The sequence below is a fragment of the Psychrobacter sp. KFRI-CH2-11 genome (assembly GCF_038239325.1).
Lineage (GTDB): Bacteria > Pseudomonadota > Gammaproteobacteria > Pseudomonadales > Moraxellaceae > Psychrobacter > Psychrobacter celer.
In genome coordinates this window covers 2549722-2571432 of sequence record NZ_CP151283.1, presented here as the reverse complement: position 1 = coordinate 2571432, position 21711 = coordinate 2549722, and the positions used below count along the sequence as shown (strand labels likewise).

General features: G+C 48.0%; 17 protein-coding genes and 4 tRNA genes. 14 read left to right on the top strand and 7 right to left on the bottom strand.

Annotated elements, in window-relative coordinates:
• Positions 1-112 precede the first annotated feature (112 nt).
• Positions 113-526 carry an organic hydroperoxide resistance protein gene (locus AADH33_RS10665; RefSeq protein WP_105244849.1) on the bottom strand — a complete coding sequence of 138 codons (414 nt, stop codon included), beginning with the start codon at positions 524-526 and terminating at the stop codon, positions 113-115.
• Between the two features lie 340 nt (positions 527-866).
• Here AADH33_RS10665 and AADH33_RS10660 point away from each other — a divergent pair, with 340 nt between their 5' ends.
• From AADH33_RS10660 to rimI, 11 genes are all read left to right on the top strand, one after another.
• Entirely contained in the window at positions 867-1799 is a 933-nt protein-coding gene (locus tag AADH33_RS10660; protein WP_348548855.1) for a hypothetical protein, read from the top strand.
• A gap of 188 nt (positions 1800-1987) precedes the next feature.
• Entirely contained in the window at positions 1988-3583 is a 1596-nt protein-coding gene (locus AADH33_RS10655; protein ID WP_348548854.1) for a peptide chain release factor 3, read from the top strand.
• 382 nt (positions 3584-3965) lie between these two features.
• Entirely contained in the window at positions 3966-4853 is an 888-nt protein-coding gene (locus AADH33_RS10650) for an RsiV family protein (RefSeq protein ID WP_348548853.1), read from the top strand.
• 103 nt (positions 4854-4956) lie between these two features.
• The gene (locus tag AADH33_RS10645) at positions 4957-5895 is read left to right on the top strand and encodes an FHA domain-containing protein (RefSeq protein WP_348548852.1); all 939 of its coding nucleotides are present in this window, start codon (positions 4957-4959) and stop codon (positions 5893-5895) included.
• Between the two features lie 272 nt (positions 5896-6167).
• Positions 6168-7664: an anthranilate synthase component I family protein gene (locus AADH33_RS10640; protein WP_348548851.1), complete on the top strand. Its 1497-nt coding sequence runs from the start codon at positions 6168-6170 to the stop codon at positions 7662-7664.
• A 192-nt stretch (positions 7665-7856) separates the two neighbouring features.
• A tRNA-Thr gene (locus AADH33_RS10635) sits at positions 7857-7932 on the top strand.
• 67 nt (positions 7933-7999) lie between these two features.
• Positions 8000-8083: transfer RNA gene (locus tag AADH33_RS10630), tRNA-Tyr, on the top strand.
• Between the two features lie 80 nt (positions 8084-8163).
• Positions 8164-8237 (top strand) — tRNA-Gly (locus AADH33_RS10625).
• Positions 8238-8352: 115 nt separating this feature from the next.
• Positions 8353-8427: transfer RNA gene (locus AADH33_RS10620), tRNA-Thr, on the top strand.
• Between the two features lie 521 nt (positions 8428-8948).
• Positions 8949-10139, top strand: a complete 1191-nt coding sequence (tuf, locus tag AADH33_RS10615) for an elongation factor Tu (protein WP_075102673.1) — start codon at positions 8949-8951, stop codon at positions 10137-10139.
• A 121-nt stretch (positions 10140-10260) separates the two neighbouring features.
• Positions 10261-10752 carry a ribosomal protein S18-alanine N-acetyltransferase gene (gene rimI / locus AADH33_RS10610; RefSeq protein WP_348548850.1) on the top strand — a complete coding sequence of 164 codons (492 nt, stop codon included), beginning with the start codon at positions 10261-10263 and terminating at the stop codon, positions 10750-10752.
• A 70-nt stretch (positions 10753-10822) separates the two neighbouring features.
• On the opposite strand, the gene AADH33_RS10605 is transcribed toward rimI, so the two are convergent.
• Genes AADH33_RS10605 through trxB form a run of 3 tightly spaced genes read right to left on the bottom strand, consistent with a single transcriptional unit; the run spans position 10823 to position 13099 of the window.
• The gene (locus AADH33_RS10605; RefSeq protein WP_192995269.1) at positions 10823-11260 is read right to left on the bottom strand and encodes a MerR family transcriptional regulator; all 438 of its coding nucleotides are present in this window, start codon (positions 11258-11260) and stop codon (positions 10823-10825) included.
• A gap of 21 nt (positions 11261-11281) precedes the next feature.
• A complete protein-coding gene (gene aat, locus AADH33_RS10600) occupies positions 11282-12076 on the bottom strand; it encodes a leucyl/phenylalanyl-tRNA--protein transferase (protein ID WP_348548849.1) in 795 nt (264 codons plus the stop codon).
• A complete protein-coding gene (trxB, locus tag AADH33_RS10595) occupies positions 12077-13099 on the bottom strand; it encodes a thioredoxin-disulfide reductase (protein WP_348548848.1) in 1023 nt (340 codons plus the stop codon). It abuts the gene before it with no gap.
• A 687-nt stretch (positions 13100-13786) separates the two neighbouring features.
• On the opposite strand from trxB, the gene AADH33_RS10590 reads away from it, so the two are divergent.
• The gene (locus AADH33_RS10590) at positions 13787-17044 is read left to right on the top strand and encodes a DNA translocase FtsK 4TM domain-containing protein (protein ID WP_348548847.1); all 3258 of its coding nucleotides are present in this window, start codon (positions 13787-13789) and stop codon (positions 17042-17044) included.
• Positions 17045-17301: 257 nt separating this feature from the next.
• On the top strand, positions 17302-18795 hold the full coding sequence (locus AADH33_RS10585) for an amidase (protein WP_348548846.1): 1494 nt from the start codon (positions 17302-17304) through the stop codon (positions 18793-18795).
• Between the two features lie 181 nt (positions 18796-18976).
• Here the strand turns inward: AADH33_RS10585 and AADH33_RS10580 are convergent, their stop codons facing one another.
• On the bottom strand, positions 18977-19867 hold the full coding sequence (locus AADH33_RS10580; RefSeq protein ID WP_348548845.1) for a DODA-type extradiol aromatic ring-opening family dioxygenase: 891 nt from the start codon (positions 19865-19867) through the stop codon (positions 18977-18979).
• Positions 19868-19950: 83 nt separating this feature from the next.
• A complete protein-coding gene (rlmH, locus tag AADH33_RS10575) occupies positions 19951-20439 on the bottom strand; it encodes a 23S rRNA (pseudouridine(1915)-N(3))-methyltransferase RlmH (RefSeq protein WP_348548844.1) in 489 nt (162 codons plus the stop codon).
• A gap of 214 nt (positions 20440-20653) precedes the next feature.
• On the opposite strand from rlmH, the gene AADH33_RS10570 reads away from it, so the two are divergent.
• The gene (locus AADH33_RS10570) at positions 20654-21100 is read left to right on the top strand and encodes a DUF2147 domain-containing protein (protein WP_348548843.1); all 447 of its coding nucleotides are present in this window, start codon (positions 20654-20656) and stop codon (positions 21098-21100) included.
• Positions 21101-21147: 47 nt separating this feature from the next.
• Here AADH33_RS10570 and AADH33_RS10565 read toward each other — a convergent pair whose 3' ends face one another.
• Positions 21148-21681, bottom strand: coding sequence for a DUF421 domain-containing protein (locus AADH33_RS10565; protein WP_348548842.1), 534 nt, complete (start codon positions 21679-21681; stop codon positions 21148-21150).
• Positions 21682-21711 lie beyond the last annotated feature (30 nt).

Sequence of the window (21711 nt, the reverse complement as noted above, 5' to 3'; positions counted from 1 at the left end):
TAAAAGCCGCCATGCATACAAGATGTGTACAAACAAAAGCGTCAGACAATAAAAAAGAACCCAGACTCGCTGCGTTCCTTTTATGCTTCGTGACACTATAGTAGCCGAGGACTTATTGAACTTCTGATGTCACCTCGACGTCGATATTGCCGCGTGTGGCTTTTGAGTATGGGCAGACTTGGTGGGCTTTTTCGACCAGCTTTTGGAACTCATCAGCAGATAGCTCAGTGTTTTTGCCAATCACGTGGATTTTTGCCGCCAGCTTATAGTCGTGCCCTTCGCCTTGCATCAGGTCCACTTCTACTTCGGTGGTGGAGTCAAATTTGGCTTTTTCCATTTGTTTGACCGCGCCTAATGCGCCATCAAAACAAGCGCTGTAACCCATGGCAAATAGCTGCTCTGGGTTATTGCCGTCTTTGCCAGAGCCGGGCGGTACCATATTGATACTCAGATCGCTATCAGCGAGACTGGCTGAGCCTGCACGGCCGCCGGTGGTTGTAGCTTTAGTAGAATATAACGTTTTCATAACACATCCTTTGTTGTTGGTTTTGTCGCTCGAGGTGAGCTTTATTGATTTAGAGACTATTGTATTAAAATTGATTTAGAAACTTATGTATTAAAGACTTATATAAATACGATTGTAGGTGCGAGCGTCGAATAAAAGCTGGTAAGCTCGTATTGTTTTTATCCATGGTAGCAAGCTATTTGATGCACACAATGAGTCAGGCGTAAACATATATGACAAGTTTGTAAATTTACAAACAGTGTGCGTACAACAAAACAGCGTTGATATATAAATAATGAGTGTACTACGGTAAACTAATCACACCAATGTCGCTGTTTGGTCCTCAGTATAGATGACAAAAATGGCAACCGACCTGACCATGACAAGGATATATTTAATGAGCAACTCTATAAAAAAACGGATGGTGATTCCCAGCGTATTGTCTGTGTTGGCGCTGACGATGGTTGGCTGCGGCGAAGACGATGGTGTGTATGGTTCGGGGAATAATAACATCACAGTGAGTAGTTTTGAGAGTCAGTCAAATGCGATTACGCGTATCGATACAACTTACCGAAATGGCGAACGTCAGGTACAGCCAGTCAATATTATTGGTATTGCCCAGCCTGACGTTGATAACTTAGAGAGCTCGATAGTGTTAGCTAATAGATTTGAAGGTACCATAGCCGATAAAGACATTAGTGTTGATGGTAATATAGTTAGTCGTCCTATTTACCAGAAAAACAGTAATAATAAATCAATGTTTACTATTGATTATAAAGAGTATGATTTATATGGTGTCAGAGCGGACAGTTACAGTGTGGATAAAGTCACAGGTAAGCGAGCTGGCGTACTAACAGACTTATATAATTACTCGAGAATAAGCAGTAAAGTTTCTTTTCCTAAAAACGCGCAATGCTATATTCCTATGACAAACAGTGAGCGTGAGTTTGTCTACTTTAATGAAAAGGGTATGACAGGTTATAAAAACATCGACTCGTGGGTAGAGTTTATTGAAAATCAAATTGGTGACGACTATAGCAAGAAGATTACTAGAGCCAGCCTTGGGTTTAATAAACAATACCCTTTAGCAAGCGTGCAAGCTTATAATGATGACCAGCAAATCGTTGCGACTTATAACGGTGTAGAATATAAAGGTCGGGTGTATAATGCTAAGCATGTGGCGAGTGGAGTTAATGACTCAAATAATGATCCTCTGAGCGGCGTAGTCGATTGCACGTTGGTCAACGACGTAGCGGCTGACTTTTTAGAGCGAGAAATCAAACGCTATTATTAAAAAAAGCCCATAATTTAGGCCAAAAACATCGTAACCTCCAAGGTCGCACGCTCTATTGGGCTATCATAGAGCGTGTTTTTTTATGCGCTAATTCTGCAGCCTGGCGCTAAATCCGTTACAATACGCTCATATTTACCCTATTTATTTAGACTAATCTCTAAATGACCCAACTGCTGAAGCCGAACATTATGAGCGTAGACCCAAAAAAACTAAATCAAGAAGTTGCCAAGCGCCGCACCTTCGCCATTATCTCGCACCCTGATGCGGGTAAGACCACCATGACCGAAAAGCTGCTCCTGTGGGGGCAAGCCATTCAGGTAGTGGGTGAGGTCAAAGGCCGCAAAACTGACCGTCATGCGACCTCTGACTGGATGAGCATGGAGCAAGAGCGTGGTATCTCTATCACCACCTCCGTCATGCAGTTTCCTTACAAAGACCATATGGTCAATCTACTAGACACCCCAGGTCACGCCGACTTCTCAGAAGATACTTATCGTACTCTGACCGCTGTAGACAGCGCGCTGATGATGGTCGATGGTGCTAAGGGTGTCGAAGAGCGTACCATCAAGCTGATGGAAGTCTGCCGTATGCGCGACACCCCCATCATCTCATTTGTCAACAAGCTTGATCGTCAGATTCGCGAGCCGCTTGAGCTGCTCAGTGAAATCGAAGACGTTTTAAAAATTAAATGCATTCCTGTTACTTGGCCGATCGGTATGGGACAAGATTTTGTTGGGGTCTATCATCTGGCCGAAAACAAAACCTATCTGTACGAAAAAGGCCATGGCGGTGATATGAGCGTGGCAGAAACCCGCGAAGGCTATGATTATCCTGATATCCGTGAGCGTTTGGGCAAGCTGATGTTTGATGCTTTTGAGGAGTCGCTTGAGCTGGTACAAATGGCGCTCGAAGACTTCGATGTTTCGGCGTTTTTAAAAGGCGAGATGACCCCTGTATTATTTGGTACCGCGCTGGGCAACTTTGGTGTCAATATGGTACTTGATACTTTGGTGAAGTATGCGCCGCCGCCCAAAGCGCACCCGACGCATGAGCGCGAAGTGGCTGCGACCGAAACCGCGTTTAGTGGTTTTGTCTTTAAAATTCAAGCCAATATGGACCCGCGCCACCGTGACCGCATCGCGTTTTTGCGGGTCTGCTCAGGTAAATACGAAAAAGGCATGAAAATGAAGCACGTGCGCCTAGGAAAAGACGTGCGTATTGCTGACGCCTTAACCTTTTTAGCGGGCGACCGTGAAGCATTAGAAGAGGCGTATCCGGGTGATATTATTGGTCTACACAACCACGGGACGATCTCTATCGGTGATAGCTTCACCGAAGGCGAGGAGTTGAACTTTACGGGGATTCCGCATTTTGCCCCTGAGCTGTTTCGCCGCGTAGTATTAAAAGACCCGCTCAAATCCAAGGCGCTACAAAAAGGCCTGCAGCAGCTGAGCGAGGAAGGCGCCACGCAGGTATTTATGCCGCAGATCAATAACGATTTGATTTTGGGCGCGGTCGGTGTCCTGCAGTTTGAGGTGGTGGCCCATCGTCTGAAAGAAGAATACAAGGTACAATGTATCTTTGAGCCTGTCTCTATCGCGACGGTACGCTGGATTCATTGTGATGATGAAGCGGCGCTGGCGAAGTTTAAGAAAAAAGCCCATGATCAGCTATCGATAGATGGCGGTGGTTATTTGACCTATTTGGCGCCCTCACGAGTGAATTTGCAGCTCATGCAAGACCGCTATCCAGAGGTGACATTTAGTAATACCCGCGAGCACTAATATACACTGTTGCGCCGCGCTTGCTATCTAACGCGGTGCGACTGACAATCATAAAAAGGCGCGATTTTTTCGTGTCTTTTTTATTTATTTGCCTCTGTCCTGACGGGCTGACATAGCACACAGGTCATGCGCTAACACCTCAAAAACACAAACAGTGTTCCTACAATATATCGGTATTGTTACGATAAAATATCAAGTAGCGTGTCAGTTTATAAGATTTCATTGATAAAAGCCTGCCGAGAAGCAGAGCGCTTTGGCAGCTTGATGTTGCATACTGCGATTTTAGAAGTTTGAGTTTTAGAATGTTTTAAAAGCTGACACTTGAAAAACTGATATTTTCAAAGCTTGATAGATAAAAACAATAGGTATAAAAAGAGGCTATATGAACACCGTGTCTGGTTCTATCGTAACTTGCGCCCATAGCATACGCTCGCTGATATCGGCGCGGCTGCCTTTGCAGACAAGACCTTTGCAAGCAAGCGTGTGGCGTGTGCTGGCGACGGGCGTGTTGGTAGGGTCGCTTGCCATGCCAAGCTTTGCTGCCAGCTTAATCAGTGAGCGTGACTATTTGGATTACCAGCTACCAAAACCGCTACAAGATAAGTGTGCCAAGCGTGACAATTGTCCAACGATAGAGGTTCAGTATCTACAAAGCAACCATGCTTGGATAAATGATATCGTCAACGCCCGTATTGATGCACTAGTGGTCAATAGCAAACCTAGCGAGTCAGGCGCACGAGTGGTAAAAACGCCTGACGATGTCAAGGAGGCGCTTGATGAATTTGTGGCCTCACAGTTTGCGGAGGTGCCAGCAGACAGCGTGTTTGTCTATAGCCTTATGGTCACGCCAGAATACTTAGGTCACGTCAATGATTTTGAGTTGTTTGAGATAAACTCATACGTCTTTACGGGCGGCGCTCACGGCATGCCCTATAGTGAGTACTTAATATTTGATCAACAAACCAAAAAACCAATCCAGCTGGCAGACATGCTACAGCCCAACAAAAAATCTCGCTTTAAAGCCTTAGCCTATAGCGCTTATAAAGAATGGGTCAAGACAGTCGATGAGGAGGCTGCTAGCTATGAGAAAAGCTGGCCGTTTACCCTAAGTGATAATGTCACATTGACAGATCAAGGCATCGATATTCGCTATCAGCACTATTCTATCGGGCCTTATGCTTATGGCATGCCAGTGCTGAGCATCCCTTATAGCCAGCTTCAGGGGGTTATCAAACCGCAGTTTTTGCCAGCGCGCTTGTCGAATAAATAGTGATAGCTGATGTGTCTGGCACATTTGCCTGCTCACCGAGCAAATCTGAGAGATACCTGAATACATTACATGTAAAATTTCATAAAAAATAAGGAGTCATAGCATGATGAACCATACAGATAATGCACATACCACCGCAGACGTAGACAGTTGGCGTCTCAATGCCCTAACCGAAGCGTTGGGCGATTTGACATTGACTGTCACAGATAGCCTCTCTGTTGGCCGTGGCAGCGACAATGATGTGGTGCTAGGTAGCAAGCAAGTCTCGCGTAATCATGCTGTGCTTAGCGTATTGGACGGTCAGCTCTACGTAAAAGACTTGGATTCATCCAACGGTACGTTTGTCAATGATCAGCGCTTGGAGGGCAATAAGTCAACGCCGCTACAAGCAGAAGACACCTTGGGCTTTGCCAGTTTTCGCTTTCAAGTCAGTGCCCCTGTACGGGCGCAAGAGGCCGCTCAGACGATAGAGCAAGCAGCCTCAACTGACGAAATGGCTGCAGCGAGCACCCCTGTGGTTGACACCGCGGACACGCCTGAAAAGCCAGCAGCCCCTGAAACGCCCGTTATCAAAGAAACGGGTATCGATGAGGTGCTATCGGCAGCTGAGCAGACAGAGCCGGTCAACGACACACCAGTGACGCAGACTGCATCTGCAGGTATCAAAGAAGAGACCATCATAGAGCCTGTCACAGAACAGCCAGTGACTCATAAGGCGCCCACTACAGCAGATAAGACAATGGATGAAGCGGTGCCAGACGAGCATGATAAAACCACCAAAACTGCGCTACAAGAAGAAGCGGATCCTGAAGTGCTGCGCGCCAAGCAAGCGGCGACTGCTCAGTTTTCTGGGACTGCCAATCTCGGTCAGGAGCGCGACCTCGGTACCGAAGGCAATAACGCCATGGATCAAGCCATCAATAACCCTGCCAATGCTGGCCAAATAGAGAAAAAATCCAGCGGCGGCTGGTTTGTATGGGTGTTTATCGCAATTTTGATTATTGGGTTGGCGTTATGGTTGTTTAATATGGGTGGCGCTTAATTTTAATGGTGCTTAATTTTAATGCAGTACTGGCCAGTCCGTTTGAGCCGCTATAACCTCAGCGGGCTTTGGTATAATTAGGGGTTACTAGGTAGCCGCTATCAGTCTACCAGTTATCCTTACTACGCCACTGATAATAAAATAAGCCACCAATCTACCATTTTTATAGCGTCAACATTCAGTAGAGTGTTGACGCTATCTTGCATTTGTATTGTGACTATCGTTTTTACTGTGCTTATCTTTTGCCAATCGTTTGCTAAGAGAGTTTCATTATGATGACCTTTGAAGAATATCAAGCTTTTCAAGACCGTGGTTTTAGCCATGCGCCACTGATAAAAAAACGCTTGATGGATGCCCAAACGCCAGTATCGGTGTTTTCTAAAGTGCGTGATTTGAGCGGTTCGGCCTACTTGTTTGAGTCGGTGGCAGGCGGTGAGCGTTGGGCACGGTATTCGATGATTGGTCTGGGTGGTGATATGATCGTGCAATATATAGATGGGGTGATGACGGTCAAAAAAAATGATCATATCGATGTGGAGATGGTAGACCAACCATTTGAGTATATTCGTACTCTGATGGCAGGGTATCAAATGCCAACCTCAACAGACATTCCAGCCCTGCCAAGCTTTAGCGGTGGCCTGGTTGGGTACTTTGGCTATGATATGGTACGGGTGATTGAGCCGAGTATGGGGGAGTGTGAAGCGCCCAACCCAATGACCATGCCTGATATGTGGCTCATGCTATCGATGAATGTGATAGTCTTTGATAGGCTAGAAAACACCCTATCTATCATCGTCTATGCTGACTGCAGAAGCGATGACGGCTATAGCCATGCCATTCGCGAGCTAGAAAAAATAGAAGACAAGCTGACAGAGATGCCAAGCTTGTACGCCCCTATCATGCCCACACCTAAGTTTAAATTGCATACTGGCATGGATAAATACAGTGCGGATGTCAATAAAATCAAAGACTACATTGTGGCAGGGGAGGTGCAGCAAGTGGTGCCAGCCCAGCGCCTGACCGCGGATTATAAAGGCAACTCGCTGGCAGTGTATCGTGCGCTGCGATTTTTAAACCCATCGCCGTATTTGTTTTTAGTGCATGGCTACACGTTAGATGATCACAAACGTTTTGATATCATTGGTGCCTCTCCTGAGATGCTATCTCGCGTAGAGAATGGCCGTGTCAGCGTGCGTCCGCTGGCTGGCACGCGTAAACGTGGCCAAGATGCCGCCGCTGATTTGGCACTTGAGACGGCGCTGCTCGCTGACCAGCAAGCGGTCGCCGAGCACTGCAAGCTCGTTGACTTAGCTCGTGATGATCTTAGCCGCATCTGTGAAGATGTCAGCGTTGAGGTCAGCCAAAAAATGGCTGTTGAGCGTTATTCGCAAGTGATGCAGATGGCCTCTCATGTTGAGGGAACCATAGCTGCTGACAAAGATGCGCTTGATGTATTGTGTGCCACTTTTCCTGCAGGCTCACTATCAGGTGCGCCCAAAGGCCGCGCGATGCAAATCCTCGATGAGATTGAGCCGGTGCGTCGAAGCGTCTTTGGCGGCTGCGTTGGTTATTTGGGCTGGCATGGCAATATGGACACCGCGATTGCGGTGCGCACAGCAGTAATGCGCCGCGGCAAGATACATATCCAAGTAGGCGCAAATGTAAATGACGGTGCTACTGCAGATGCGATGTGGGAGGAGACCAACCAAAAAGCCCAAATACTGATAAAAGCTGTAAAAATGGCCTGTAATGGATTACGTATTCGCTAATGGCTAGGCTTGCGGCGAGCGGTAAGACAAGCATAAACGCTATGACCGCAATAAAAGCGCTTTTATGGCCAAAAAAAACAGTAGTATAATCAACCGTTTGACAATTAATGTGAAATTAATCGCAAAAAAAATAAAAAAGGGCTTGCGTCTCTCAAAATATTTGATAGAATAGCCACCACTTTGAGAGAACAAGCCGACTTAGCTCAGTTGGTAGAGCAACTGACTTGTAATCAGTAGGTCGCCAGTTCGATCCCGGCAGTCGGCACCATCTCTTTCAAAGTCGCTTTTTATAAAACTGCCTTGTTTTAAAGTCATTTTTGTTCAAAGCATCCTAAGGTGGGATTGGGGAGCGGTCAAACCCAACAGACTGTAAATCTGTCGCGAAAGCTTCGAAGGTTCGAATCCTTCTCCCACCACCATATTTTAAGTTTGTCATAGCGCCAAGCATGCTCTTATTATGATAGACTCTCTATTAGAGTCAGCCAAAACAAGAGTAATTGCGGGTGTGGTATAATGGTAACACCTTAGCCTTCCAAGCTAATGACGCGGGTTCGATTCCCGCCACCCGCTCCATTTATACACCATCGCAAAGATTATTAACAATACATCACGACAGTCAGTTATCATCGCTGCATCGTGATATTTTTTTAGTAAACCTACGGATTTCTGCTGTAGTTATTAAAAATATGCTCATATAGCTCAGCGGTAGAGCACTCCCTTGGTAAGGGAGAGGTCTCGAGTTCAATTCTCGATATGAGCTCCATTTATTGTTTTAACTTTTTGTGTTTGCTTTGCAGCTTTAATACACAGCTTTACGTCGATATCGAAATTATAGAATATTGAAAACTATAAAATTAGTGTGGCAGATTATAATTCAAAGGTGACACTGAGGTGTTGCCTTTTAGTGCTGTCAATTGGTTAATAAAAAAGTAAAGCCTTAGCTGGTAGATTGGTTAGGGATTCGTAAGATATCGTAACCTAACCGCCATATCGCGATACCATGGATGATGGGCAATCGCGCAAAAAGTAAGTATAATAGCCAAACATATAAGCGTGATAAAAAGTAAGTTTGAATAAAAACAAGTTTGAATAAAGCATTGAAACGTACCCTGTTTATAAGCAAATAAAAAGTCTTGTGTTTGCGATAACACGTTAAGCAAGGTCGTTTTGGTAGTTAAGCCATAGCGTCAACGGTTTGATGGTTGAATATGCATCAAAAGCCGTCAAACAGCTATTCACTGATCTTTTATTGATAAAGATTCACCAAAAAAAGAGGAATTACCCATGGCAAAGGCCAAGTTTGAACGCAACAAGCCACACGTCAACGTCGGCACCATCGGACACGTTGACCACGGTAAAACAACCCTAACTGCCGCTATCGCAACCGTAGCAGCAAAAACCTCAGGCGGCGAAGCCAAAGACTACGCAGCCATCGATAGCGCGCCTGAAGAAAAAGCACGTGGCATCACCATCAACACCTCACACGTAGAGTATGACACCGACACCCGTCACTACGCCCACGTTGACTGCCCAGGTCACGCCGACTACGTTAAAAACATGATCACCGGTGCAGCACAAATGGACGGCGCCATCCTAGTTGTATCAGCAACTGACGGCCCAATGCCACAGACTCGTGAGCACATCCTACTATCACGTCAGGTAGGCGTACCATACATCATCGTCTTCATGAACAAATGCGACCTAGTAGACGACGAAGAATTGCTAGAGCTCGTCGAAATGGAAGTACGTGAACTCCTAAATGACTACGACTTCCCAGGCGACGACACCCCAATCATGAAAGGTAGTGCCACCCAAGCCCTAAAAGGCGACGAAGGCAAATACGGCGAGCCAGCAGTTGTAGAACTACTAAACACCCTAGACACCTACATCCCAGAGCCTGAGCGTGACATCGACAAAGCATTCCTAATGCCAATCGAAGACGTATTCTCAATCTCAGGTCGTGGTACCGTTGTAACTGGCCGTGTTGAATCAGGTATCGTAAAAGTTGGTGACGAAATCGAAATCGTCGGTATCAAAGACACCCAAAAAACCACCTGTACTGGTGTTGAGATGTTCCGTAAGTTGCTAGACGAAGGTCGTGCAGGCGAAAACTGTGGCGTACTACTTCGTGGTACCAAGCGTGAAGACGTACAACGTGGCCAAGTACTAGCCAAGCCAGGTTCAATCACCCCGCACACCAACTTCGACGCCGAAGTATACGTACTATCAAAAGAAGAAGGTGGCCGTCACACGCCATTCCTAAACGGCTATCGTCCACAGTTCTACTTCCGTACCACTGACGTAACTGGCGCAATCCAATTACAAGACGGTACAGAAATGGTCATGCCTGGTGACAACGTTGAGATGAGCGTAGAGCTTATCCACCCAATCGCTATGGACAAAGGCCTACGTTTCGCTATCCGTGAAGGTGGCCGTACTGTAGGTGCTGGTGTGGTAGCTAACGTTAAAAACTAAGTGATACTGATCTCAGCACAAGCTGACACCGAGTATTGAGTAGTGAAAAGCCATCCTTTATAGGGTGGCTTTTTTTGTGGGAATTGTAGGGGCTATGGGGTTTTATTAAAAAGGGGGCGGCATGACTGTAATACAAAATTTGTCAAAAGACACTCAAAACTTTAGGGAAGTGGTGCAAGCGGTAGCTGCTATCGAGTCTATCGTCCAGCCGCAGGATGCGTGGTCGTATCAGGCGATGATTGATTTGTTTGAGCAAGACAGTGTCCATCTGCTGATCGCTTATGAGTCAGCAGAGTCGGCTGCAGCCGTGCAAGGTTACTGCCTATATCAAAGCGTCTTTGAACAAGCCGAGATTTTACGCATTGGCACTCATCCTGATTATCAGCGCCGCGGGATTGCGTCGCAAATTTTTGCGCAGTTATACTTAGCGCTGAGAGATAAACAAGTAGATAGCCTGCTATTAGAGGTGCGAGCGGACAACGCGCCTGCGATTGCGTTATATAAGCAGCAAGGCTTTGAGGTGATCCATCAGCGTAAAAACTATTACCAGCTAGCCCAGAAGCCAGCTGTCGATGCCCTGATCATGCAGCTGACTTATCCTGATTTTAAATGATTGGTTCATGATTTTAAATGATGGGTAGATGATACGTAATGCGCTCGTTTATCAATGCAGCAATGCAGCCTTACAGGTCTGCAGGGAGTTTTCTTTTGCAAACGTCGACGTTGGGTTTGTAGTCACTGTCTGCTCTCATGCGCTCAAGCACCTCGATGCGCTCGGTGAGCAGCTCAACCATGACATTGATATTGGCTTGTTGTTTTTTTACTTGTGCCAGTTTTTGCTGTGTGAGGAGTAATTGTAGGTCGATGTCTAATTGGCCATCATAATAGTCATTGAGGCTGTCTCTGATTTCGGTAAGTGTAAAACCAATGGCTTGCGCGCTTTTTATCAGCTCAATACGTTCAACACATTCAGGATGGAACTCAGTATACAGCCGTGAGCCTGCCTGACGCTTGCGCGATCTGAGTAGGCCTAGCTGGTCATAGTGACGGACCGTGTCTTTGGTGGTATTGGCTTTGGCAGCCAGCTTTCCAATTAACAAAAATGAGGTATCAAGTGCCATAATAATCTCAAAAGTGGGGCGCTATTTGCCGCCTTGCCAAGGGTGTGGTGTATCAAGTAGCGAGACTGCTAGTGGTCGGTGGGAGTCACTGTGCCAATGCTCAGCGCCACTTACGATCAAGCTATCTAGCTGATGCAAAAAGTCAGCACGAGGTAAGGTGGTGGCGCCTAAGCTCATGAGGTGCTCGTTTGGCAATTGGCAATCGACCAATGCGACCTGACTTTGCTCGCATAAACGCATTAAACCCCAAAACGCCATCTTGGATGCGTTTGACGCACGGTGAAACATCGACTCTCCAAAATAAATACTACCCAGTTTTAAACCATAAAGTCCCCCGATCAGTGTGTTGGTTTCATCCCATACCTCGATACTATGGGCAAAGCCTTGGGCGTGTAGCTTGCTATAAGCGTCGATCATCTCTTGATGAATCCAAGTATGCTCGCCTTCAGGCAGACCATTGCTACGCGGTAAGCTACAAGCATGAATGACTTCGTCAAACGCTTGATTGAGGGTGAGCTGCCAGCGCTCCTTTTTGACCTGACGGCGCAATGACTTACTGGGTATATACTCAGCCGGCACCATGACGCAGCGCGGCTCAGGACACCACCACGCGATAGGCTCGTCTTCATTAAACCAAGGAAACAGCCCCTGCGCATAAGCAGAGATGAGCGTCTCGGAGGCCAAATCACCACCCAGCGCCACAATGCCGATGCCATCAGGGTCGATGGTGGCGGGGTCGGGAAAGTCATAACGCCCAAGACTTTTTAGGGTCTCAGGCGTGATGGGATTATGGTTTTGTTGCCAAAGATGACTCATTTAGGCTTCTTTATCAGCAGTCAATGTCGAGGCGTAGGTATGGTCAGAAGCATCTGCCTCACCGATGGCATCGAGATATTTTTCTGCATCAAGGGCGGCCATACAGCCGGTACCTGCTGAAGTAATGGCTTGACGGTAGACGTGATCGGCGACATCACCTGCCGCAAATACCCCTTCGACACTGGTCTGAGTGGCGTTACCATTTAGGCCGCTATTGACGACAAGATAACCGTCTTTCATATCTAGCTGATCTTTGAACAAGTCGGTATTTGGCTTATGACCAATCGCCACAAACATACCCATGACATCTAGGGTTTTGGTGCTGCCATCGACGGTAGATTCGATCACCACGCCATTGACGCCCATGTCATCACCGACGACCTCACGGACCTGATGGTTCCATTCTATTTTGACATTACCGTTTTTGGCTTTTTCAAACAGCTTATCTTGCAGGATTTTTTCGGAGCGCAAGCTGTCGCGGCGATGCACCAAAGTCACCTCAGAGGCGATGTTTGATAGATATAAAGCTTCTTCGACCGCGGTATTGCCGCCGCCGATGACCGCGACTTTTTGGTCTTTATAAAAGAAACCGTCACAAGTAGCACAAGCAGATACGCCAAGACCTCTAAACTTGGTCTCTGACTCCAAGCCCAAATACTGCGCCGAAGCGCCCGTTGAGATGATGAGCGCATCACACGTGTAGCTGCCATTGTTACCGGTCAATTGAAACGGACGTTCGTTTAGATTGACGTCATTGATATGATCATAGACCAGCTCGGTACCGAAACGCTCGGCATGTGTCTTCATACGTTCCATCAACGCAGGCCCAGTCAAATCGTACGCATCGCCTGGCCAGTTATCAACTTCTGTGGTGGTGGTCAGCTGGCCGCCAACTTCCATACCCGTGATCATGACAGGCTTTAGGTTGGCGCGCGCAGCATAGACAGCCGCGGCATAACCGGCAGGACCGGAGCCCAAAATAATAAGCTTTTCGTGACGTGGCGCTGTAGTGTCAGTTGCCATAAAATATTCCTTACTAACGATAAAATGAAAAATATAAAAAGTGAAATGTGCGCTGCTGTTAACCCGTATATTCTCAGTCAGCTTAAATGCCTAAAACGACTGCAGTTTTTGGCTACTACTCATCGTTTATTACGCAAAAATTATCCCAGTCTTGTCATCTGTTTCTTTTCTGATCAGACCGTAAGTAGAGTGAGAGCCGCCCAGCATTGAGGGTTAAAAATTGTGTCTAATGTGGTGTTTCTAATTGCTATGTGATAATAACATAAGGGCAGTTGGCAAAAAGTGCAAGTTTGCTAAAGCAAACATGGGTATCATTACAATCAAAGCATCAAATCCTTGAATTTTAGGGCGCTAAAGGTAAGCGCTAATCGGCCAAGTCTTTATCACACCCAGTATAATTGTGATGATAAAGGTGTATTGTTTTATTTTCTTAAGAAGACTGTCGCCACTGTCACTATGTATTTGTTATTATAAGAAGTTATGCCAAACGCAGTAAGGGCTAAGTAATCTTGTCGTCTATTCTGATAGCCGCGCTTATAATCGCTCTATGCAAGTAGCCATTGCCGCTGCGCACGGTACCTTGGTACAGATTGCTCGGTACCGCTTATGTCAGCACTTTATGCCAGCATGGTTAGCGTTAATCATGGGTTGGCGACCATTTAGTATTATTAACAAGGCAGATCTTACGTGATATCAGCACCGCTAATTGAGTATTTAAAAAAAGGAATATTTACCCTGCTGGGGTTAATACTGACCGTTTATCTGTTTGTCATTTTGATGACGTATACGGGTAATGATCCCAGCTGGTCGCATATCAGCAGCGATATGACCACGATCAACAATATGGGCGGTAAAACTGGTGCATGGTTGTCAGATTTGTTGTATCGGTTTTTTGGTTTTGGTGCGTGGTGGCTACTGGCGTTTATGGTCTATGAGTCCATCTTGATTTGGTGGGACAATAAGCCAACGTTTTGGCTGATGCGTCTGGTCGCTTATGTGTTTTTGTTATTAAGTGCCAGTGCGCTGTTTGCCCAATTGGTCGCGCTGGTGCAGCAGGTTGCAGACCCTGTGGCCACTGAGTTAGAAGGGGTGGCGGGCGGTATCATCGGCCTTGAGCTTCAAGCCCGTTTGGCGCAGTTGTTATCGCAGTGGGGGAGTGTGGTGTTTTTGACCGTGTTTGTCACCATCACTACAACCTTTGCGTTTAATATTCACTGGCTGAGTATCTATCAAAAAATTACCGCGCTGGCTTGGCTTGGCTCAGGAGTCAAAAATAAAGAGGCGGCCGCTGCTGATGACCAAGCGAGCAAGCAATACAGCGCTGCTGGGCACAGCGATGCTCAACAGGCAGCAGCATCAGAGCACGAGCAGCTAGCATTAGAGCTGCCCACTGCTGATGCTACGGATGGTGAACAGTCTGTGGATAAAAGTGGCCGATTTGGCAATGTGTTGTCCGAGTTTTTGACCACATCAGGATTGGCTGATAGCGTCAAAGCCTCGGTGGCTGCAGCGACACAAGCTGCAAAAGCGACTACATCGTCTGACAGCGTAGCGTCGCCTATCATGCCGACGCAGTCGAGCGCCGAGCCGCAAGGCCCCGTAGCCGCCGCCAAAAGTGGCGCGGTCAGTGCCAGCGATGCAGCCGCGGCGACGGCCACCCCTGTGATGACTCGCAAAGTAGAGCCAAGTTTTGCATGGAATGATGCAAGCACGGTGGAGGATTTGTTGGCCAGCGAGCAGGCGCACTACCATGCTGACGATAGCTATGTTGCAGATACGGCCGACGATATCTCTGAGACGGCATCTACCGTATCCGCCTCTTATGATAAGAGTGATGAAACGCTAGATAATGAGGCGACTTCTGTGGCGCAAGCCATAGAGACTCCCACTACTGATACGGTAACTGACGATGTCGATACCTTGGCTGAGGCATGGCTGGCAGAACACGCAGAGACGCTCACCCCTGCTACTGCAGCAGTCGATGACATCGTACATGATGTGTCCATGCCAGATGCTACCGCGCCCAGCTCAGCATCTGTGGAGAGCCCGACAGCTGATAGACCAGCGGCAGAGGAAAGAGAAGCAAGCGTATCACATAGCTCAGTGGTAGAGACTGTCGAGCCATCACTCAGCTCGGCGTCTACCACGCAACCCTCTGCTGTAGAGCCTACCTCATCAGAGGTCGCTACCTTTACCGCAGATACCGCGGATATGACCCCGACCAACACGCCGCCTGCCAACCCCAAACAAGCACCAACAGTGGAGGCGCTGACACCAGAAACATTTACCAAGCCTGCGGTGAGCTTTGCGGTACCAGAGGGGGATAGTAGCAATCATATTACCGATATGATGCCAGATGATGATGGTGATGCAGAGACAGTTGCAGCCGTCATGCCAGATATCAGTGATGATGCCGCATTTAGTAAAAAATCACGCTCGATGCAAACAGCGTCATATCGCAATAGCCTCACGCCGATACCTGAGATGTCTATCTTGGACAAGCCAGACCCTGACCGTAAGCCCAGCTATACCAGCGCAGAGCTTGAGCAGTTGTCTGAATTATTAGAGATTAAGCTGCAGGAGTTCAATGTCAAAGCAAGCGTGGTGAATGCCATACCAGGGCCGGTGGTGACCCGCTTTGAAGTCGAGTTGGCACCAGGCGTCAAAGCCAGTAAAGTCACGGGTATCTCGCGAGACTTGGCACGCTCGCTATCGATGGCCTCTTTGCGTGTGGTTGAGGTGATCCCAGGCAAGCCTTATATCGGTATCGAAGTACCCAATAAAAAACGCGAAATGGTACGCCTGATTGAGCTGCTCAATACGGAAACATACAAAGACCCTAAAGCGCAAATCAGCATGGCGATGGGTAAAGACATCGGGGGCAATCCGATCATCACCGATCTTGCACGGGCGCCGCACATGCTGGTTGCCGGCACCACAGGATCTGGTAAGTCGGTACTGGTCAACTCCATGCTACTGTCGATGCTCCTCAAATATACTCCCAATGAGCTGCGCCTGATCTTGATTGATCCAAAGCAGCTTGAGCTTGCCAACTACAATGATATCCCGCATCTACTGACGCCTGTGGTCACCGACATGACCGAAGCGGCCAGTAGCCTCTCGTGGTGCGTGGCGGAGATGGAGCGCCGCTATCAACTCATGAGTCTGCTCAAGGTACGTAAGCTGGGCGAATTTAACAAAAAAGTCGCCGCCGCCGAAAAAGCAGGCAAGCCTATCATCGATCCGCTATGGCGACCCAATGACAGCGTCAGTCTTGACCAAGCGCCCAAGCTTAAGACATTACCGATGATTGTGATTGTCGCAGATGAGTTTGCTGATATGATTATGCAGGTCGGTAAACAGGCCGAAGAGCTGATCACGCGGTTGGCACAAAAGTCACGCGCGGCTGGTATTCATTTGATGCTCGCCACTCAGCGTCCGTCAGTCGACGTCATTACCGGTTTGATCAAAGCCAATATTCCAGTGCGAGCCGCCCTCCGTGTGAACTCAAAGGTCGATTCGCGTACCATCTTGGATAGCGGCGGCGCAGAAGACATGCTGGGCAACGGCGATATGCTGTTTTTAGGGCCAGGACAGATCGAGCCGGATCGTGTGCATGGCGCCTACGTCAGTGACGAAGAGGTCAACCGTGTCTGTGACGCATGGCGTGAGCGCGGCGCACCCGACTATATTGACAACATGGCAGGGAACTTTGAGCTATCCAGCCCTGGCGGTGGTAGTACTGGCAATGCGTCGGGTGAAGACGACGATTTATACGATGAGGCAGTCGCCTTTATCATGGAAACGCGCAAAGTATCAGCCTCTAGTATTCAGCGTAAGTTTAGCATCGGCTATAACCGCGCTGCTCGTATTGTCGACTCTATGGAGGAAGCTGGACTGGTCAGCTCGATGGGCAAAAGCGGCAAGCGTGAGCTGTTGATGTGATGAACAGTGAATTTGATTGAGTGATAAAAAGCGAGTTACAGTAAGTAGCTCGCTTTTTTTATGAGCGTTTGTAGCACAGTCATGTTATTGGCAAAGCTGACCGCATAAAGCGGCACAGTGATAGGTATTAGCGTCAAGCATAAGTTCATGGTCTGGTATGACGTGAACACAGCAGTATCGATAAGGTGGTTACTATTGAGGCCATGAAACCGATATACTAAAAGTGATAAACAACTTAAGAACAAGGAAGCTCGGTTATGTTTAAAGAATACACCCAGTATGATGCGATAGCGCTAGCGGCATTGGTCAATGCCGGAGAGGTCAGCGCAAGAGAGCTGCTGGATGCGGCTGTCTATCAAGCCAATAAGCTCAACCCTAAGCTAAATGCCATCATTCATCGTTTTGATGAGCGTGCCTATCACGCAGCGGCGCAAGGCCTACCGGCAGGCGCGTTTACAGGCGTGCCTTATTTGCTCAAAGATTTGTCATTTAGCTTTGAGGGAGAGCCTGTCACGATGGGCAGCCGTAGTGTCAATATTGTCTCAGAAAACGACAGTGAAATCGTCAAGCGTATGAAAGCCGCTGGCGTCAATACCTTTGGCAAGACCAATACCCCTGAGTTTGGACTGATCATCACCACCGAGCCCAAGGCGCATGGCGCAACGCATAATCCCTTTAAAAAAGGCTATAGTGCTGGCGGCTCTTCAGGCGGTAGTGCAGCGGCAGTGGCAAGTGGTATTGTACCAATGGCAGGCGCTGGTGATGGTGGCGGCTCGATACGCTTTCCTGCGGCGTGGTGCGGCGTGTTTGGCTTAAAGCCCAGCCGTGGCCGTAACCCCATGGGCCCGACATTTGGGGAGGGCTGGGAAGGCGCTGTCGCCGATCATGTGATTACCCGCTCCGTTCGCGATAGTGCCGCGATGCTCGATGCCACCAGTGGCGCTGAGATTGGCGCGCCCTTTATCATTGCGCCGCCAGAGGGGTCGTTTTTGCAGGCTGCGATGCGCGCACCGCGGCAGTTGACCATTGCGCTACATCAGCAGCCACTGATTGCAGGTACGGTGGTGGACAAGGAAGTACTGGCGGTCCTTGAACAAACCGCCAAGCAGTTAGAGGCCATGGGGCATCGCGTGGTACCTGCTGAGCCTAACATCAATATCGAGCAGTTTTGGCATGATTTTATGGTTGTGGTGTGCGCCCATACAGCATTTACCATTGATAATATCGAGCGTGATTTTGGGCGGCAGCATATCAAAAAACTAGAGCCGCAAACCTACAATATGGCGCTTTTGGGTCGTTCACTATCCGCAGTAGACTTGGCACATGCCAAACACGGCTGGCACCATAGTCAATACCAGACAGGGCTATTATTAAAACAGTATGACATGATCTTGTGTCCGACCGTACCGACACCAGCGGTCAAGCATGGCGTACTACCGCCTAGCCGTATGGATGAGATGCTGATGCGTAGCGCAGAGCTGCTCAATAAAGGCATAGATATGGGGAAATACGCCTTTAGCTCAGGCGTGATCGAAAAGCTGAGCAAGCCTGTTCTAAGTAAGATGGCTTTTACCTTATTAGGCAATGTCACAGGTTTGCCTGCGATGTCATTGCCAGTCGGTATGAGCAAAAAAGGCTTACCAATTGGTATGCAGCTGATCGGGCGCATGAACGATGAGGCGACGTTGTTTAGTATCGCAGGTGAGATGGAGCGCGCCGGATTGTTTACCAAGGCGGCATGTGCGCAGTAGCAATCTGCAAAGCAGCCTAAGGCGTGTCCTCAATTCAATCGATAGCCATCTATCTAAATGGGCTAAAAATGGCTAAATGGTGTCAAATAGCTGACTAATCTCTCGATATTATCTGCGCTATTTTCCTTGTTTGGTGGCGATTTATCTCGTTTTTATCGCCATTTTTAAATGAGGACGCGCTCTAGTCAAAACGATAGATGTCCATACCTAAGCTATGGTGCGCCATGCTTTGATGTACCACTGAGACGCGCTGTCCGGCACCCAAAGCAAAAAACAGCGGCAACAGGTGCTCATCACTGGGATGGATGTCTTTATAATTGGGATAACGCTGCCAATCAAGAGCGCTTGGAATGTCGGTTTTGAGCTGCTTGAGTAGCCATGTTTTAAAGCTGTTGGCGCTCTGATCGATACTGTCCGCCTGCCAGCGCAGGGCTTGCAAATTATGAGTGATATTGCCTGAGCCGATGATCAGTATCTGCTCATCACGCAAACGCGCCAGCTGCGCCCCTAACTGATAGCAGGCGACACTGTCATAATGCTGCGGCAAAGAAACCTGTACGATCGGGATAGTGGCCTCTGGATACAAATGCGTGAGCGGCGCCCAGACGCCGTGATCGGAGGCGCGCATGGGGTTTAATCTGCAAGTAATACCGCGCGCGGTGAGCTGCTGCGCAAGCGACTCGGCAAGCAATGGATGACCTATAGCGGGATATTGTATCTCATACAGCTCAGCGCCAAACCCAGAAAAATCATGCCAAGTCTTTGGCTGAGGGTTGCTGCTGATCTCAAGCTTTGCTGATTGCCAATGCGCCGACATAATAATGATGGCTCGCGGCACAGGCAGGTTTTGACCGATACGCGCCAAGGCACTGGTCGTCGCTGACTGCTCTGTGGCTAGGGTTGGCGCGCCGTGCGAGACAAATAGCGCTGGCAGCTTTGCGTACTTAGAGAGAGGAGAGGTATCGGGCCACACGTCAGCGGCACTAATGGGCGCTAACGTGTGGCTGCCTGATGGTCGCTGCTCGGCGCTCGGCGCCATGGCAGTAGGTGCTGTGTTTTTTGGATGAGTCATGTAGCGTTTATTAGGGCTTGCAGCGATATTTCAATCCTGCCTATCTATTATCCTACCAAAAGCCTGATCTGTCTTGTGAGTATTTAGTTGCCACGATGATAGGGGTGGTTGTGATTGATGCTCATGGCGCGGTAGAGCTGCTCCATCAATACCACGCGTACCAGTGGATGCGGCAGTGTCAGCGCCGATAGTGACCATTTGACATCGGCCTTTGCCAACACTTCTGGCGACACGCCATCAGCGCCGCCAATGACCAGTGCGATATCATCGCCTTGCTGCATCGAGTCTGCCAGTTTTTCCGCCAGTTTTTCTGTTGAGAGCATTTTACCTTTGACATCTAGTACCCATAGCTGCTCGCGGCTAGATGCTTGGTGAGCGGCTAATATGGCTTGTCCTTCTTGCTCGCGGTACTGAACGAGGTTGGCTTCAGAAGGGTTCTTTGTCCGCTTTGCTGCCGCTATTTCGACAATTTCAGTACTGAGCATGGGCTGAATACGTTTAAAGTATTCATCAAAACCAGTTTGTACCCATTTTGGCATCTTAGTGCCAACGGTCAAGATTCTTACCTTCATATGATGTACCACTTCGATAATTAAAAAATATAACAAAAGAGAATGTAACAAAAGAGTTCTACGCCTAAGGTATTGTAACAAACAAGCCTTTTACCTCGCATTTTTTTGTGCTTTACTAGCGTTTGACAGACAGTTGTTCTTTCTATTTGTTTTTAGTGTTCTTTTATGATTATTACATATTCAGATAGACCGTTTTTAACGAAAGGAGTCGTTTATGAACCGTATTACAGCCAGTACGCTCACCCTTATGGCAGGAGCCTTATTGCCCCTATCTGCGCAAGCGGCCTCACTAGATGGTACGCAGTGGCAAACCATCGATGACAAGACAGGGGAGAAAAAAGCCATCATTCAGCTAAACGAAAGAGGTGGTAAGGTTTCAGGTAAAATTATTAAAGTGCTCGACAAAGAAAAAGCCAAAGCCGTCTGTACTAAATGTCCTGGCAATCTAAAAAACCAGCCGGTGGAAGGCTTGCAGATTTTGACAGGCCTCAAAGCCGATGGTAATAATCAGTGGAGCGATGGTAAGCTGGTCGACCCTGAGTCTGGCAAAGTGTATTCAGGAAAAATCACCTTGAGTGACAATGGTCAAAGTCTTGATCTGCGCGGTTATGTCGGCACGCCACTATTTGGCCGCTCACAGACGTGGCAACGCATCAAATAGAATGCTTACTGCACTATTTTCCTTAAAATCAGTCAACTCAAAACCACTCACATCAAAGGCTTAATGGTCTGCGAAACAGTGTTTTCTTTGCCGTGCGTGTCATCCGTAGGTTTGGGGATAATGGTCAGCTTGGCGTCAGATTCAAAGACCACCGCTTCGACATCATCAAAGTTGTTGACGCCTTGAGAGCGCATCGCACATTCTATCTCTTGACGAGTCAGGCGCTCAGATCGCATGGCATCTGGCAAAAACTGGCCTTGATAAAAGACGATACGCGGCTCTGATAAAATAAAGTTGCTAAACTGCGGTGATACCGAGGCGTATTTGGTGACCAAAAACTGCAACAGATACAGCACCAATATCGAGGAGACCCCTTCGATAAACGGAATGTCTTTGAGCAAGATGGTGCTGGCACCCAGAGACCCGATCATCACCGTGACGATCCAATCGAAGTTGTTGAGCTGCGAGGTGGAGCGTTTGCCTGAGACTTTGGTCACCAGTACGATTAAGACGTACACCATGACGGCCGTCAACACGATACGGCCAAGCTTATCTATATTGTCAAAAAAAATCATGTCCATAAAGCTAGCTCCTATTGAAAATACTAAAGC

Excerpts from the sequence above, each read along its gene's own strand:
- AADH33_RS10665 (WP_105244849.1), bottom strand. The coding sequence starts at position 526 with ATGAAAACGTTATATTCTACTAAAGCTACAACCACCGGCGGCCGTGCA.
- AADH33_RS10660 (WP_348548855.1), top strand. The coding sequence starts at position 867 with ATGGCAACCGACCTGACCATGACAAGGATATATTTAATGAGCAACTCT.
- AADH33_RS10655 (WP_348548854.1), top strand. The coding sequence starts at position 1,988 with ATGAGCGTAGACCCAAAAAAACTAAATCAAGAAGTTGCCAAGCGCCGC.
- AADH33_RS10650 (WP_348548853.1), top strand. The coding sequence starts at position 3,966 with ATGAACACCGTGTCTGGTTCTATCGTAACTTGCGCCCATAGCATACGC.
- AADH33_RS10645 (WP_348548852.1), top strand. The coding sequence starts at position 4,957 with ATGATGAACCATACAGATAATGCACATACCACCGCAGACGTAGACAGT.
- AADH33_RS10640 (WP_348548851.1), top strand. The coding sequence starts at position 6,168 with ATGATGACCTTTGAAGAATATCAAGCTTTTCAAGACCGTGGTTTTAGC.
- tuf (WP_075102673.1), top strand. The coding sequence starts at position 8,949 with ATGGCAAAGGCCAAGTTTGAACGCAACAAGCCACACGTCAACGTCGGC.
- rimI (WP_348548850.1), top strand. The coding sequence starts at position 10,261 with ATGACTGTAATACAAAATTTGTCAAAAGACACTCAAAACTTTAGGGAA.
- AADH33_RS10605 (WP_192995269.1), bottom strand. The coding sequence starts at position 11,260 with ATGGCACTTGATACCTCATTTTTGTTAATTGGAAAGCTGGCTGCCAAA.
- aat (WP_348548849.1), bottom strand. The coding sequence starts at position 12,076 with ATGAGTCATCTTTGGCAACAAAACCATAATCCCATCACGCCTGAGACC.
- trxB (WP_348548848.1), bottom strand. The coding sequence starts at position 13,099 with ATGGCAACTGACACTACAGCGCCACGTCACGAAAAGCTTATTATTTTG.
- AADH33_RS10585 (WP_348548846.1), top strand. The coding sequence starts at position 17,302 with ATGTTTAAAGAATACACCCAGTATGATGCGATAGCGCTAGCGGCATTG.
- AADH33_RS10580 (WP_348548845.1), bottom strand. The coding sequence starts at position 19,867 with ATGACTCATCCAAAAAACACAGCACCTACTGCCATGGCGCCGAGCGCC.
- rlmH (WP_348548844.1), bottom strand. The coding sequence starts at position 20,439 with ATGAAGGTAAGAATCTTGACCGTTGGCACTAAGATGCCAAAATGGGTA.
- AADH33_RS10570 (WP_348548843.1), top strand. The coding sequence starts at position 20,654 with ATGAACCGTATTACAGCCAGTACGCTCACCCTTATGGCAGGAGCCTTA.
- AADH33_RS10565 (WP_348548842.1), bottom strand. The coding sequence starts at position 21,681 with ATGGACATGATTTTTTTTGACAATATAGATAAGCTTGGCCGTATCGTG.